A 14,235-nucleotide genomic window follows, 5' to 3' on the forward strand; every position below is an offset into this window, starting at 1 on the left:
AGGAGGGGCGCTTATCGCGCGACGGCCGCGAGCGGCGTGCCGACGAGGCGGCCGATATCGGCGCGGGCCGCATGGGCGCCGGCGAGCGCGCGCACGTATTGCGACTGCCCCTGGAACAGCGTGCGCTGGGCGTCGAGCACGTCGAGGAAGCTGAACTTCCCGAGTTCGTAGCCGCGCGACATCGCATCGAGCGCGAGGCGCGCGGCCGGCAGGATGTCGGACTTAAGCCGCTGCGCTTCCTGCTCGGCCGCCTCGAAATTCGCGTATGCCTGCGTCAACTCCAGCCGCAGGCGGGTGCGTTCGCGATCGAGATCGGCGTTCGCGCGCTCGGCCTTGTGCGTCGCCTCGAGCAGCGCGCCCTTGTTCGTGTTGAACAGCGGAATCGGGATCGACACGCCGACCACCGCCTGGTTGTCCGGCACGCCGCCGGTGGTCACGCGCTTCACGCCGGCGCTGACCGTCACGTCCGGAATGCGCCGCGCGCGTTCGAGCGATATGGCCGCGTTCGAGCGCAGCATCTCGGCGCGCGCGACCCGCGCGAGCGGCGCATCGTCGAGTTGCGCGGTCAGCGCGGACAACGGCTCGACCGGCGGCACGGTTTCCAGGTCGCCGAGCACCGCGAGCCGGTCGTTGCGCGCCTCGCCCATCACCGCGTTCAGTTTCTCGCGCGCGACCTCGACACGGCCGCGCGCGGTCACGACTTCGATCTGCACGCCGGCCGCCGCGACCTGCGCCTTGGTCGCCTCGACCGGCGACACCTTGCCGGCCTGCGCGCGGCGCCCCGCGAGGTCCGCCGAACGCGCGGCGATCGCGGCCGACTCCTCGGTCACCTGAAGCTGGCGCTGCGCGGCGAGCAGCCCGTAGAACGCAGCGATCACGTCGGCGCGCACGGCGGCGCCCTGCTCATCGAGCGACGCGCTGGCCGCCTCCCGGCCGTATGACGCGACGTCGAGCCGCGCGCGGCGCTTGCCGCCCAGCTCGATGGTCTGGTTGATCAGCGCGGTGGACGTGCGTTCGGCGCGACTGAAGCCTTCCTGCAGGAACGACACTTCGGGGTTCGGCCGCGCGCCGGCCTGCATCAGCGCGCCGGCCGATGCATCGACATCCGCGCGTGCGCCGCGCAGCGCCGGATTGTTCCGGGCCGCGACCGCGAGCGCGTCGGACAACGTCAACGACGACGCAGGAAGCGCATCGGACGGCGGTGCGCCGATCGGCGCGGCGGCGGCAGCCGGGGACGGCCCCGGCGACAGCGATGGCTGCGCATGAGCCGTCGCGGCCATCGCGAAAACGATGGCCACGGCGAGGTAGGGCTTGAGCATGTTCGGTTCTGCGGTAACGGTTTGCGACCGATGCTACGGACCAGCCGCAGTGCGAACATGAGGCGAAGATGATATTTCCGTCATGTGGGGCGCGGCAGCACGCACGCGTGCGACGCCCCGCGGGAACGGTGTCCCCCGTGGATGACGGGAAAATTCCGTGAGCGCGCGGCGCGATGGCCGCACGACAGCATGCGGAGGTTCGGGAATGCGGCACGCGCAGGCCGCACGCCCCGCACGTGAATCAGGTGATGCGCTGCTTCCCCCGCCGTCGCCGCACGAGCCAGTCGAGCAGTTGCCGCCCGTCGCGTTCGCCGAACCAGCGCGCGTGCCCGATCAGGTAGCCGTCGTACGCGATGTCGACGATCGCCGGCGCGTCGATGATGCAGCCGAAATACGCGACTTCCGACAGCGCGAACTCCGTATGCACGATCGGCAACAACGCGACCAGCGCCGCATACGCGTCGTCGCTTAGCGGTTCGAGCGATTCGTAGCCGTCGAGCAGCGCGTCGATCTGGTCGTATTCGACGCGCCGCGCATCGGCCGGCGCCATCCAGTCGACGGTATTGCGCTCGATCGCGAGCGCGAGATCCATCACCGCGCAGGTGCGGTCCGACAGGCCGAAATCGAGCACGGTGCGCACCTGCGCGCCGGGCCCCGCATCGGTCCACAGCAGGTTCGACGCATGCCAGTCGCCGTGCGTCCACAGCGGCGGCAACGCGGGCAGCAGCGGCACGAGGCGCGCGTGATACGGGCCGATCGCATCGGCCACGTCGCCACGCCAGTCGCGCGCGCCCAGCGCGCGCACCAGCAACGGCTGCGCGTCGACCCAGCGTTCGAGCGCGCCCGCCAGATCGGCGGACGACAGCACGCGAAAACTCGACAGCAGCGTGCGCACGGGCCGTGCGGGCGCATCGTAGCCGGCCGACGCGCGATGCAGCTCGGCCAGCGCGCGGCCGGCCGCGTACGCATGCGAAGGATGCGTGAACGGCTGCCACGACATCACGCCGCGATACGGATCGACGCCGGGCGCGAGAACATGCACCTCGTATGTCCATTCGCCCGACGCGAACGCGGTCGCACCATTGCGATCGGCCAGCACGTCCACCACCGGCATCCCGCGCTCGCGCAGATGCGCGATGAAGCGATGCTCTTCCTCCAGCCCCGCGACATCGCGCAGGCTCGCATGATGTCGCTTGACGAACAACCCGCGCCCGTCCGCCATCCGCACCAGCACCGCTGCCGCGAACTGCCGTGGGCTGTGCCACGTCAGCCGCACCGGCTCGCCCGCGCCGTCGATCCGCGCGAGCACGGCCGCCACCTCGTCGTGCGTCATCAGCGGCCAGTCGCGTTCGGCCTGCTCGCCGTCCACGCCGAATTGCGGCGGTGCGACGTCACGCGGCAGGGGGCCGTCCGGCTCGAGGGGGAATGACATGACCGACGTTGCTCCGTAGTTGAATCCGTGCGTGAATCAGCGGGCGCCGCCGCCCGATGCGCGCGGGCCGCCCGCGGCTGCTCGCAATGCGGCGGCCGTGCGGCTCCAGTCGCGCCAGCCGACCACCGCCAGCCCGATGAACAGCGCATAGAGTCCGGCCGTCAGATACAGCTCCTTGAACACGAACATCCCGACGTAGACGACGTTCACGACGATCCACAGCCCCCACGACGCGATGTAGCGCCGCGCGGTCCAGTATTGCGCGACGAGGCTGAACGCGGTCAGCGACGCATCGACGAACGGCAGCGCCGCATCGGTCCAGCGCGCCATCATCCCGCCGAGCAACGCGCTGCCGATGACCGCCGCGACCAGGTCGGGCAGCATCCTGAGCGGCCGTACGCCGGTGACGGGCGCGACATCGCCGGCTGGCGCCGCCTCGCCGTCGGCCTCGCTCGCGCGCTGCGCGAGCCAGCGCTGCCAGCCGTACACCTGCAGCACCGCGAACGCACCCTGCAGCAACATGTCCGAGTACAGCTTCGCGTCGAAGAAGATCCAGCCGTACAGCGCGACCGACGCGAGGCCGACCGGCCAGCACAGCATGCGCCGCTTCGCGGTCAGCCAGATCGCGAGCGCGCTGACGATCACGCCGGCGATTTCGAGTGGGGACATCGTCTGGGCTCTCCTGGTGGGCTGCCGGGGCCGCGCGTCACGCGGCCGATGCCGGTCGGTCAGAAATCATAGGTCAACGATACGCGCGCGGTGCGCGGCGCACCCGGGAACAGGTACGCATCGCCCTGCTGCTCGCCTGCGTCGCGCCAGTAGAACTTGTTGAACAGATTGTCCACCGACACGCGCAACACCGTGCGATGGCCTCCGATCTTCGTCGTATAACGCGCGCCGAGATTGAACACGAACCACGACGGCACGCGCGCGGTGCCTTCCTCGTTCGCGTTGCGCGCCGCGCTGTATTCCACGCCGCCGAGCACGTTCAGGCCCGCGACGCCCGGTACCGCGTAGTCCGCATACAGCGACGCGCGCAGCGCGGGCACGTTGATGATCTGGTGCCCTTCGTAGGCAGGCGAGCCCGAATCGACCGCGCGGGCGCGAATCGCCGCGACGCTGGCCGTCAACCCCAAGCGCTCGGTCACGCGCCCGGCCGCGCCGAGTTCGATCCCCTGGTGCCGCTGCGTGCCGCGCTGCACGAACGTGTAGGACGTGCCCGACGCATCCGGGTCGGCGAACTGGAACGGCTTGCTGATCGAGAACACGGCGGCCGTGAGGCTCAGCCGGTCGAGCCAGTCGTATTTCGCGCCGACCTCGAACTGGTGCGATTCGACGGGCGGCAGGAACGCATACGCGTTGGTCGCGCGCACCGGCGCCTGATCGCCGAGCGACAGCGCCTTGCTGTACGACGCATACAGCGACAGCACGTTCACCGGCTTGTAGACGAGCGCGACCTGCGGCAGGAACACCGAGCGGTCGGTATGCGTCGTCTCGCCGTCGAGGCTGCTCCAGCTGCGCTGCCGCAGCAGCACTTCCTTGCCGCCCGCGAGCACCTGCCAGTGTTCGCCGATGCTGATGCGATCGAGCCCGAACACGCCGTACTGCCACGCGTCGAGGCGCGGGTACGACGGCCCGGGCGAATTCGGCGACGGCGAAAAGGTCAGGTCGGGCCCGTAGACGTTCTCGCTGCCGACGTAGTCGTACACGGCGTCGGCCATGTGCACGACGCGGCGCTGCACGCTCACGCCGAGCGTCAGCTCGTGCCGCAGCGGCCCCGTCGCGAACTTGCCGGTCGTGACCGCGCGCAGATCGTCGTTGCGCCGGTATTCGCCGGGGCTGCGGAAGTCGTACACGTCGTAGTCGCCGTTCGCGCCGAAGAAGAACGGCGACGTCGCGCCGGCCGCGCAGCTTGCCGCATACGAACAGCCGTACGCGAACGCGCTGTTGTCGTCGATCATCGTGCGGCTGCGGCCCGCGGCGATATAGGCCTTCCAGTCGTCGTTGAACTGGTAGTCGAAACGCGCATTCAGGTTCAGCGCATCGGTCGTCACCGGCTTCGCCCACGGCTGCGTGCCGAGCGCCTTCGACGTCGTCTTGACCGACGGCACGACGGTGCCGCCGAGCAACTGGTAACCCGGCGCGGAACGCTGGATCCATTGCTGGAATTCGGCATTGAGCTGCAGGCTCGCGCGCGGGCTGATGTCCCAGTCGGCGGCGATCGAGCCGAACGTGCGTCGCCCGTTCGTGCCGTCGATATAGGAGTGCATGTTCTCCTTCGCCGCATTGATCCGGAACCCGAACTGATGGTCGGGGCCGAAGCGCCGGCCGAGATCGACGGCCGCCGACGTCGAGCCGCGGCTGTCGACGCCGCCCGTCACGCTCGCCACGTTCGCGGAGCGCTTGGTCACGAAGTTGATCACGCCGCCCGGCGCGACGACGCCGCTGTCGATGCCCGCGAGGCCCTTCAGGATCTCGACGCGCTCCTTGTTCTCGAGCGGCACGTTCTGCTCGCCGGACACCGTCAGCCCGTCGATCCGGATCGCGCTCGCGAGATCGACCGGAAAACCGCGGATCGCGAAACCTTCGAAATAGCCAACCGGCGCATAGTCGTTGACGACCGACGCATCGTTGCGTACGACGTCGCTCAGCCGCTTTGCCTGCTGGTCGTCGATCAGCGCGCGCGTGATCACGTTCACCGACGCCGGCGTGTCGCGCAGCGGCGCGTCGTCGAGCCCCGCGACCGACGCTTCGCGCGCGCGCAGCGGGTGGCCGCGCTCGCCGCTCACCGTGATCGCGGGCAGCGTCGCGTTGCCCGCCGCGTCGGCGCCCGGCGCGGGCGTGTCGCCCTGGGCCGCGGCCGCCTGCGCCGCGAAAAGCGTGACGCCGAGACCGACACCGAGCTCGACCTTCGCGCGCCGCCGCCGTGCGGGCGCCGCTGTTGTTCTATTCACCGTCATTGTTCTGGATGGAAACTCGCCACTCGATCTGTCGAAACCCGTTACGAAGCTGCGAAGCGTGCGCCCGCGAATGCCGCCGGACACGTGCGTCGACACGATATTCATCAGACGAACCGGACCTTGCGGCACGCAGGCGGGCCGACCGGTCGGAACAACGCAGGATGGGACATCGGATTCGGATGACGCGCCGGGAACCGACGCAGCGGCCGACGGGTTCGTCGGATGCCTGTCGGCCGGCCGGCTGCCTCGCGCGGTCGTGTCATGCGGGGGACGCTTCGAACGCCCCGGTGCGGGCGGCGGGCACTCACGCCGGCCGTTCATCGGAACGGCGGCCTGCCCGGCGCGCGACATCGCGGCGTGGCGCGCATTTTACCCCGGGCGCGGCGAAGGGCCGCGGAATCGGGCGGAACGGGAAACGGGGAAGGCGGGAACAGGGACAGGCGGTTCGGGCGGTGCGACGACGGTGGCGATGTGGTCGCGATGTGGCCGCGATGCCGGTGGTGCCGTACCGGCCACTGACATCGGCGCGATCGTGCGCCGATCAGGCGACCTCGAACCGGAGCGGCAATGGCGGCACGCTACCGGCTCACCGGCCGCTCGCTCAGAAACCCTGCATCGTCACGGTCGGATCGACGACCAGATGCACGACGCCGTAAATCACCGCGCCGACCAGCAGCGCAAGCAGGATCGCCACGAACGGGAGCAGCGTGAAGTTGGCGTTCGCGAGGTCGGTCGCGTGCGCCTTGCTGTTGCGCACGCCGAAGAAACTCCACAGGACCAGGCGGACCATGCCGAGCAGTTTCATGATGGGCTCCTTTATCGAATCGGTTGACGCTATCGTCGATCCGGACGGCATCCGAAAAAAGAAGCAGTTGCGCACGCTTTTTGCGCAGCAGGCCCTCCGCGGCCGCATGTCGCAGGTGCGTCAGCAATCCAGCACGAGCGGCGCCGTCGCGCCTTGCGCGGGCCGCGCGACGCACAGCAGCGCGCAGCCTGGTTCGACCGGCGCATCGGGCGTTTGCGCGTAGTCGATCGCGCCGGACAGCACGCGCGTCGCGCACGTGCCGCACGAACCCGAGCGGCATTCGGCCGGCACGGCCACGCGCTGCCCTTCCGCGAATTCGAGCAGCGTGCCGTCGGCGGGCGTCCATGCAGCTTCGCGCCCCGTGCGCCGGAACACGACCGGCACGCTTGCCGCCGCGGGCGCGGCAGCCTCGCGGGTCGCACTGCGCGACACGCTCGACGGCCCGAACGCCTCGAAGCGGATGCGTTCGTCCGGCACGTTCAGCGCGCGCAGCCCGTCGTACAGGTCGCGCATGAACGCCGACGGCCCGCACAGGTAGAAGTCGTAGTCGTCGAACGACAACAGCCGCTTCAGTTTCCCGATGTCGATCCGGCCGCCCCGCGCGGCCGAGCCTTCGTGAGGATGACTGTCGAACCAGTGAAGCGACACGCGTGCATCGGCGGCCGCGCTGCGCGCCAGTTCCGCCGCGAACGGCCGGTCGGCCGCTTCGCGTGCGCCATGCACGAACACGACGCGGCGCGACGGCGTGCCATCGGCCAGTGCCCGGCGCAGCATCGCGACCATCGGCGTGATGCCGATGCCGGCCGACACGAGCACGGCCGGCCGCGGACTCGCGACATCGAACGTGAAGCGGCCGCGCGGCATCTGCGCGTCGAGCGTCATGCCGGCCTGTGCGTGATCGTGCAGCCATGCCGATACGCGCCCTTCGCGCTTCACGGTGATCCGGTAATGCGCGCCGCCCGGCGCATCGGACAGCGTGTAGCTGCGAATCGCTGGCGCGTCGCTGTCCGGCAGCGGGATGCGCAACGTCAGATGCTGGCCGGCTTCGTACGCAGGCAATGCGCCGCCGTCCGCCGGCTCGAAATGAAACGACCGGATCGCACGCGCTTCGTCGACGATCTTCGCGATCCGCAGCGACCGCCATGCGGGCGCCGATGCCGGCGCGGCCGCGGACGGCACCTCCCCGGCCGTTGCCGCCGCCCCGCTCGACGCCATCGCCATCGCCGCGAACTGCGGCGCGCGCTCGACCGCCGACCACCGGAACGGCAGCACCGCCCGCATGCGCCGCACTTCCCGCACATGAAAGCGCACCACGCGCTGCGCGCCGTCGAACGACGCGACGACGGGCCCGTCCCACACGATCTCCGCGTGCGCGGCGACATACAGCAGATCGCCGCTGTCGAAATCGACGAACAGCAACCCCGCGCGCGGATCGTGCTGCAGGTTGCCGAGCGTGTTGAAGAACCGGTTGCCGCTGAAATCGGGCGTCGTCAGCGTGCGCGCGTCGTCGACGCGCACGAAGCCCGGCATCCCGCCGCGATGCGACACGTCCGCGCCACGCGCCGCGCCCGCCCCCGCGGACGTGTTCGCGCTCGCGACGAAGAACGTATCGGCCTGCGCGAGCAGCGCGCGATCCGCGTCGCCCAGCGCATCCGACACGTCCGGCGCGACGGACGCGTCGACGTCCCGCGCGACGAAGATCGGCTTGCGGCCCTGGATGTACTTCGCGCAATTGCCGAAGCTCTGCTCGACCGCGATCGTCAGCGCATCGCCGTCGACCGCGCGCACGACGCCGTTCACGCGATTGCGGCGACGCGTATCGAATTCGATCCCGAGCCCGCCGAGCGGCGCGCCAACGTGCCACGCGCCGGCCAGCGGATCGCCCGGCAGCGCACGCGCCGCGATGCGCAGCGTGCGTGGGTCCGGCGACGTGACGAACCCCGGCGCGCCGGCTCGCAGCGTCGCCCACGGCTGGCCGTGCGCGTCGACGCCGCCGAGCACGAAGAACGGCAGTTGCGCGAAAAACGTCCGGTGCTGGTCCGGCATGAAACGCCGGATCCCGCGCCGGCCGGCCGCGCTCGCCGCGTCCGTCACGCCTGCGCGCTGCTGCACGGCAAGCTCGCCCGCATGAAACGGCGCGGTATCGAGTTCCCAACCCGGGACGACGGCGGTCGGCGCATTCATCGCATTCTCCTGAACAGGCGCGGTGGCAGAGGCGTCAGGCGGCGAGCAGGCCCGCGCGGGTCGTCGGCATCGCGACGAAGCCCGGCAACGCCTCGATTCGGGCGAGCCATGCGCGCACCTGCGGATACGGTTCGAGCGACACGCCGCCTTCCGGTGCGTGCGCGATGTACGTGTACGCGGCAATGTCCGCGATCGTCGGTTGCGCGCCGGCCGCGAACGGCTTGCCGGCCAGTTCGCGATCGATCACGTCGAGCACCTTCGCGGCCGTGCGCTTGGCCGCTTCCGGGTCGAGCGGCGCGCCGAACACGGTCACGAGCCGCGCGGCAGCCGGACCCGATGCGATCGGGCCGGCCGCGTACGACAGCCAGCGCTGCACGACGGCCGCGCCGACCGGGTCGTCCGGCAGCCAGTGCGCATCGCCGTAGCGCTTCGCGAGGTACACGAGGATCGCGTTCGAATCGGCGATCACGGTGCCGCCGTCGTCGATCACCGGCACCTGCCCGAGCGGATTCAATGCGAGAAACGCCGGTTCGCGCTGCGCGCCGGCCGCCAGATCGACGTCGATGGTCTTCGACGGCAACCCGAGCAGCGACAGGAACAACCGGACGCGGTGCGCGTGGCCGGACAACAGGAACGAATAGACGCGAATCGGCGAGGCAGGCTTGCTGGCGGCAGACATGGAAACACTCCGGAATCTCGCGCCGCCGGGGATCGGCGACGAACGGCTCCAGCGTAGCGCTCGCCGTTCGTCGCCAGAAGACGGATAATCGTGGAAACATTCTCCGCTTTCATAGGACAATCGACGATGGCCGATCTGCGCGACGTGAACCTGAACCGGCTGGCGATCTTCGTCGCGGTGGTCGAGGCCGGCTCGCTGACGGCCGCGGCCGAGCGGCTCGGCCTCGCGAAGACGGTCGTCAGCACGCACATGCAGCGCCTCGAATCCGAGGTCGGCGCGAACCTGCTGGTGCGCACGACGCGGCGGCTGAGCGTGACCGATGCCGGACGCGTGTTCTACGACGCGTGCCGCGACATCGTGCGCGCCACCGAAGCCGCGCTCGACGCGGTGTCGTCCGACGCCGGGCCGCTGCGCGGCACGCTGCGCGTGAGCGTGCCGATCGACTACGGCGCGCTGGTCGTCGCGCCCGCCGTCGTCGCGCTGCGCGACCGGCATCCGGGGCTCGATGTCGAACTCGTCGCGAACGACCGCGTGATCGATCTCGTCGCGGACAACCTCGACGTCGCGGTCCGCATCGGCCGCCTCGCCGATTCCAACTATCGCGCGGTGCAGCTCGGCACCTACGAGAAATGGCTGGTCGCGAGCCCGGCGTTCGTCGCGCGGCACGGACTGCCGCGCGACCCCGATGCGCTCGCCGCGCTGCCCTTCGTGATGTTGTCGTCGCTGCCGCGCCCGCATACGCTCGACCTCGACGATGCGCGCGGCGGCCACGCATCGGTGCGCTGCGTCGCGCCGGTCGTGTCGAACACCGCGACCGCGTGCCGCGCGATCGTGCTCGCGGGCGGCGGCTTCGGGCTGCTGACGGATTTCTCGACCGCGGACGACGTCGCCGCCGGCCGGCTCGTGCGGCTGTTGCCGGGCTGGCGTACGGCGCCGGCCGGGATTCACGCGGTGTATCCGTCGACGCGGCTGCCTTCGCCGAAGGTGCGAGCGTTCATCGATGCGATGAAGGCGAGGCTCGGGGAGACGCCTGCAACGCCGCGCGCACGCCCCGGTCGGCCGAAACGCGCGAACGGCTGACCGGTCGCTCGCCTGTCACATGAACTTCACGTAGCACGCCTTTTTTTCGACTTCTTCGCGCTTGAATCCCTTTTCGCTCATGCAGGCAGTAAATTCGTCGGGGAACGGGTTCAGATTGAAGATCCGGTCCTGGATATTGGCGGGGATGCCCTGGTCCAGCTGGGCTTGCGCTTCCGCACAGGTCGCCTTCGCGAGCGACAGCCTGACGGGCTCGCCGCTGATGCGATTGCGGATTTTTTCATACGCCCCGTCCTTGCAGGCCGATACCGCGTCCTTGAGGTGCTGCGTATAGAGGGCGTCGCGACAGACATCGCCTGTCCGGTCCGCATCCCTGAACAGCGCCCCGACCGTTTGCGATTTCCACTCGGTTTCATAGCGCGTGGTCTCGCTAAACGGCCAGCAGCCGCAGCCCGTCAGCATCAGGACGGAAACGGCCATCCCCGCCGACGTCACGCGGCGCCCCCATCGGTTGCGTGCCTGCATGATTTCCTTGTTATTCATCGACCACCATTGATGTGCGCGGCGAACGGCCCCGTCCCCGCGAATCTACGCCGCCTGCAACGTCCCCAGCAGCACCTTCCTGCAACTGGAGATCATCTGCGCCTCCGGATCGCGATAGTCGGTCAGCAGCCACGCCGCGCCGACGTTCGTCATCGCGCCCACCAGCGCGAGCCCGATCAGCCGCTGCTCGGTGCGCTCCGCCGGCGTCACGGCCTCGCGCGGCGCGCCGATCGCCATGATCAGCTTGCCGAAGTCGATCAGCATGCGCTGATACGTCATGTCGGTGTCCGCGCTCACGCCCATCACCTCGAGCAGCAGCACGCGCGCCGCGCACGGGTCGCGCAGAAACGCGAAGAACGCGGCGAGCCCCGCGTCGACGCGCTCGCGCAGTTCGCCGCCGCGCGCGGCGACCGCCTGCGCGACCGCGTCATGCAGTTGCTGCGCGTGATGCAGGTAGGTGCAGCGCAACAGATCCTCGGTGCTGTCGAACGCCGCATAGAAGTAGCGATCGTTCAGCTTCGCTTCCTGGCAGATCGACCGCACGGTCGCCTTGCGAAAACCCACCGTGCCGAACACGCGCGTCGCCGCGCGAATCAACGCGTCGCGCCGCTCGGCGGCCCGTACCTCGGGCGCCACGCCGCCGTACGACCGGCCCCTTTTTTCCGTTTCGAGTGCTTTCTCCATTCCGCTATTTGACATCAGGACACCCGAAAACTAAAGTGGTGACACACAACACCACAATAGACGCGCCGCCGGTGCAGCGCAAGCGGAACGGGAGGAACGACGGATGAAGGGATTTTCCGGCAAGGTCGCCGCGATCACGGGCGCCGGTTCGGGCATGGGCCGCAGCCTCGCGGTCGAACTGGCGCGGCGCGGCTGCGCGGTCGCGCTCGCCGACGTCAGCGAAACCGGGCTCGCCGGCACGGCGGCCCTCTGTGCGCAGCACGGCGTGCGTGTGAGCAAGCGCCGGCTCGACGTCGCCGATCGCGACGCGGTGTTCGCGTGGGCCGATTTCGTTCGCGCCGAGCACGGCAAGGTCAACCTGATCTTCAACAACGCGGGCGTGTCGCTCGCCGCCAGCGCCGAAACCGCGCGTCTCGCCGATCTCGAATGGATCGTCGGCATCAATTTCTGGGGCGTCGTGCACGGCACGCAGGCGTTCCTGCCGCATCTGCGCGCGTCGGGCGACGGCCACGTCGTCAACACGTCGAGCCTGTTCGGGCTCGTCGCGATGCCGACGCAAAGCGCGTACAACGCGACCAAGTTCGCGGTGCGCGGCTTCACCGAGGCGCTGCGGATGGAACTCGAACTCGACGGCGCGCCGGTGAGCGCGACCTGCGTGCATCCGGGCGGCGTCGCGACGGGCATCGTCGACGCGAGCCGCGTCGATACCAGCATCCACGCGCTGACGGGCCAGGACGAAGCGACCCATCGCCGCCAGGCGAACCGCCTGATCAATGCGACGACGGCCGACGAGGCCGCGCGGCAGATCCTCGCGGGCGTCGAGCGCAATGCGCGCCGCGTGCTGGTCGGCGCCGACGCGCGCCGGCTCGACCGGATCGCGCGCCTGCTCGGCGCCGGTTACCAGTGGCTGGTGCTGCGCCACGTGCGCCGCGCCCGCGCACGCAATCTCGAACGCGCGCCCGCCCCGGCCGCGCGCCCGATCACGCCGACCAAGGACCCCGCATGACCTCGACGACGACCGACCGGCGCGATGCGCCGCCCGCCCCCGGCGCCCGCCGCGACAGCGGCGACAACCGCGACCTCGACGTGCTGATCGTCGGAGCCGGCCTGTCCGGCATCGGCGCCGCGTATCACCTGAAGCAGCGCTGCCCGCATGCGAGCGTGGCGATCGTCGAGGCGCGCGACGCGATCGGCGGCACCTGGGACCTGTTCCGCTATCCGGGCGTTCGTTCGGATTCCGACATGTTCACGCTCGGCTACAGCTTCCGCCCGTGGCACAGCGACAAGGCGATCTCCGACGGACAGACGATCCTCGACTACATCCGCGACACCGCGCGCACCTACGGCATCGACAAGACGATCCGCTACGGCCAGAAGGTCGTCGCGGCCGACTGGGATTCGAATCGTGCGCGCTGGACGGTACGCATCGAGCGCACGCAGGACGGCGCGACCGACACGCTCGTCTACACCTGCCGCTTCCTGTTCATGTGCAGTGGCTACTACGACTACGACGCCGGCTACCTGCCCGACTGGGCCGGCATGGACACGTTCGAGGGCAAGCTCGTGCATCCGCAGCACTGGCCGAAGGATCTGTCGTACGCGAACCGGCGCGTGGTCGTGATCGGCAGCGGCGCGACGGCCGTCACGCTCGTGCCGTCGATGGCGGCCGACGCGCAGCACGTGACGATGCTGCAGCGCTCGCCGACCTACATCGTGTCGCTGCCCGCGCGCGACAAGATCGCGAACGCGCTGCGCCGCGTGCTGCCGTCGCGGCTCGCGCACCGGCTCGTACGCGTGAAGAACGTCCTGCTGACGATGTACCTGTACAACGTGTCGCGCCGCAAGCCCGACCGGACGAAGCAATTCATCATCCGCGCGGCCAGCAGGCAGCTCGGCCCCGACTTCGACGTCGCGAAGCACCTGACGCCGCGCTACATGCCGTGGGACCAGCGCGTGTGCCTCGTGCCGAATGGCGACCTGTTCAAGGCGATCCGCGCGGGCCGCGCATCGATCGTCACCGACGAGATCGAGCGCTTCACGCCGACCGGCCTCCAGCTGAAGAGCGGCCAGCAGCTCGACGCGGACGTGATCGTCACCGCGACCGGGCTGAAGGTGAAGATGCTCGGCGGTGCGCGCGTGACGGTCGACGGCCGCGTGGTCGATTTGCCGGAGACGGTGTCGTACAAGGGCATGATGTACAGCGACGTGCCGAACCTCGCGTCGTCGTTCGGTTACACGAATGCGTCGTGGACGCTGAAGGCCGAGCTGATCGCGCGCTACGTGTGCCGGCTGCTCAACCACATGCGCGCGAACGGGTACGACACGTGCGTGCCGCGGCTCGGCGCGGGCGATCTCGGCGACGTGCCGGCCGTCAACCTGAGCTCGGGCTACATCCAGCGCGCGGCCGGCATCCTGCCGAAGCAGGGGCACCGCAAGCCATGGAAATTCCACCAGAACTACGTGCTCGATCTCGCGTCGCTGAAGTTCAGCGCGCTCGCCGATTCCGCGATGCATTTCGAGCGCCGCGCCACGACCGACCCGGCGGCCACCGCGCCGGCCGCCGAACCCGCACTCGAAACCCGCTGAGGCCG

Annotated in this window: 12 protein-coding genes; 3 read left to right on the plus strand and 9 right to left on the minus strand. The window is 69.8% G+C overall.

Annotation, left to right across the window (positions count from 1 at the left end):
- Positions 1–11: 11 nt before the first annotated feature.
- From H0X95_RS27890 to H0X95_RS27920, 7 genes are all read right to left on the minus strand, one after another.
- Positions 12–1,319, minus strand: a complete 1,308-nt coding sequence (locus tag H0X95_RS27890; RefSeq protein WP_058902791.1) for a TolC family protein — start codon at positions 1,317–1,319, stop codon at positions 12–14.
- A gap of 241 nt (positions 1,320–1,560) precedes the next feature.
- Entirely contained in the window at positions 1,561–2,751 is a 1,191-nt protein-coding gene (locus H0X95_RS27895) for a phosphotransferase enzyme family protein (protein WP_059722482.1), read from the minus strand.
- A 36-nt stretch (positions 2,752–2,787) separates the two neighbouring features.
- Positions 2,788–3,420 carry a nicotinamide riboside transporter PnuC gene (gene pnuC, locus H0X95_RS27900; protein WP_034202705.1) on the minus strand — a complete coding sequence of 211 codons (633 nt, stop codon included), beginning with the start codon at positions 3,418–3,420 and terminating at the stop codon, positions 2,788–2,790.
- A 59-nt stretch (positions 3,421–3,479) separates the two neighbouring features.
- Positions 3,480–5,711 (minus strand): TonB-dependent siderophore receptor, encoded by a 2,232-nt coding sequence (locus H0X95_RS27905; protein WP_059722480.1) that lies wholly within the window; start codon positions 5,709–5,711, stop codon positions 3,480–3,482.
- Positions 5,712–6,312: 601 nt separating this feature from the next.
- Complete coding sequence (locus H0X95_RS27910; RefSeq protein ID WP_006486164.1) at positions 6,313–6,516, minus strand: DUF2970 domain-containing protein; 204 nt, start codon at positions 6,514–6,516, stop codon at positions 6,313–6,315.
- Positions 6,517–6,636: 120 nt separating this feature from the next.
- Positions 6,637–8,700, minus strand: coding sequence for a pyridoxamine 5'-phosphate oxidase family protein (locus H0X95_RS27915; RefSeq protein WP_059722478.1), 2,064 nt, complete (start codon positions 8,698–8,700; stop codon positions 6,637–6,639).
- A gap of 34 nt (positions 8,701–8,734) precedes the next feature.
- The gene (locus tag H0X95_RS27920; RefSeq protein WP_058902787.1) at positions 8,735–9,379 is read right to left on the minus strand and encodes a glutathione S-transferase family protein; all 645 of its coding nucleotides are present in this window, start codon (positions 9,377–9,379) and stop codon (positions 8,735–8,737) included.
- Between the two features lie 126 nt (positions 9,380–9,505).
- On the opposite strand from H0X95_RS27920, the gene H0X95_RS27925 reads away from it, so the two are divergent.
- Positions 9,506–10,459 carry a LysR family transcriptional regulator gene (locus H0X95_RS27925; RefSeq protein ID WP_006486155.1) on the plus strand — a complete coding sequence of 318 codons (954 nt, stop codon included), beginning with the start codon at positions 9,506–9,508 and terminating at the stop codon, positions 10,457–10,459.
- 15 nt (positions 10,460–10,474) lie between these two features.
- Here H0X95_RS27925 and H0X95_RS27930 read toward each other — a convergent pair whose 3' ends face one another.
- Both H0X95_RS27930 and H0X95_RS27935 read right to left on the minus strand, forming a co-directional pair.
- Positions 10,475–10,960, minus strand: a complete 486-nt coding sequence (locus H0X95_RS27930; RefSeq protein WP_006496097.1) for a hypothetical protein — start codon at positions 10,958–10,960, stop codon at positions 10,475–10,477.
- Between the two features lie 45 nt (positions 10,961–11,005).
- Positions 11,006–11,659, minus strand: a complete 654-nt coding sequence (locus H0X95_RS27935; protein WP_034178474.1) for a TetR/AcrR family transcriptional regulator — start codon at positions 11,657–11,659, stop codon at positions 11,006–11,008.
- A gap of 88 nt (positions 11,660–11,747) precedes the next feature.
- On the opposite strand from H0X95_RS27935, the gene H0X95_RS27940 reads away from it, so the two are divergent.
- Positions 11,748–12,650 carry an SDR family NAD(P)-dependent oxidoreductase gene (locus H0X95_RS27940; RefSeq protein ID WP_006496098.1) on the plus strand — a complete coding sequence of 301 codons (903 nt, stop codon included), beginning with the start codon at positions 11,748–11,750 and terminating at the stop codon, positions 12,648–12,650.
- Entirely contained in the window at positions 12,647–14,230 is a 1,584-nt protein-coding gene (locus H0X95_RS27945; RefSeq protein ID WP_059722476.1) for a flavin-containing monooxygenase, read from the plus strand. The genes H0X95_RS27940 and H0X95_RS27945 overlap by 4 nt, the downstream gene beginning before the upstream one ends.
- Positions 14,231–14,235: the final 5 nt, after the last annotated feature.

The sequence above is a fragment of the Burkholderia sp. 9779_493 genome (assembly GCF_015712215.1).
Lineage (GTDB): Bacteria > Pseudomonadota > Gammaproteobacteria > Burkholderiales > Burkholderiaceae > Burkholderia > Burkholderia cenocepacia.

Coding starts and splice junctions, on each gene's coding strand:
- H0X95_RS27925 (WP_006486155.1), top strand. CDS start 9,506: ATGGCCGATCTGCGCGACGTGAACCTGAACCGGCTGGCGATCTTCGTC.
- H0X95_RS27930 (WP_006496097.1), bottom strand. CDS start 10,960: ATGAATAACAAGGAAATCATGCAGGCACGCAACCGATGGGGGCGCCGC.
- H0X95_RS27910 (WP_006486164.1), bottom strand. CDS start 6,516: ATGAAACTGCTCGGCATGGTCCGCCTGGTCCTGTGGAGTTTCTTCGGC.
- H0X95_RS27905 (WP_059722480.1), bottom strand. CDS start 5,711: ATGACGGTGAATAGAACAACAGCGGCGCCCGCACGGCGGCGGCGCGCG.
- H0X95_RS27935 (WP_034178474.1), bottom strand. CDS start 11,659: ATGTCAAATAGCGGAATGGAGAAAGCACTCGAAACGGAAAAAAGGGGC.
- H0X95_RS27920 (WP_058902787.1), bottom strand. CDS start 9,379: ATGTCTGCCGCCAGCAAGCCTGCCTCGCCGATTCGCGTCTATTCGTTC.
- H0X95_RS27895 (WP_059722482.1), bottom strand. CDS start 2,751: ATGTCATTCCCCCTCGAGCCGGACGGCCCCCTGCCGCGTGACGTCGCA.
- H0X95_RS27890 (WP_058902791.1), bottom strand. CDS start 1,319: ATGCTCAAGCCCTACCTCGCCGTGGCCATCGTTTTCGCGATGGCCGCG.
- H0X95_RS27940 (WP_006496098.1), top strand. CDS start 11,748: ATGAAGGGATTTTCCGGCAAGGTCGCCGCGATCACGGGCGCCGGTTCG.
- H0X95_RS27945 (WP_059722476.1), top strand. CDS start 12,647: ATGACCTCGACGACGACCGACCGGCGCGATGCGCCGCCCGCCCCCGGC.
- pnuC (WP_034202705.1), bottom strand. CDS start 3,420: ATGTCCCCACTCGAAATCGCCGGCGTGATCGTCAGCGCGCTCGCGATC.
- H0X95_RS27915 (WP_059722478.1), bottom strand. CDS start 8,700: ATGAATGCGCCGACCGCCGTCGTCCCGGGTTGGGAACTCGATACCGCG.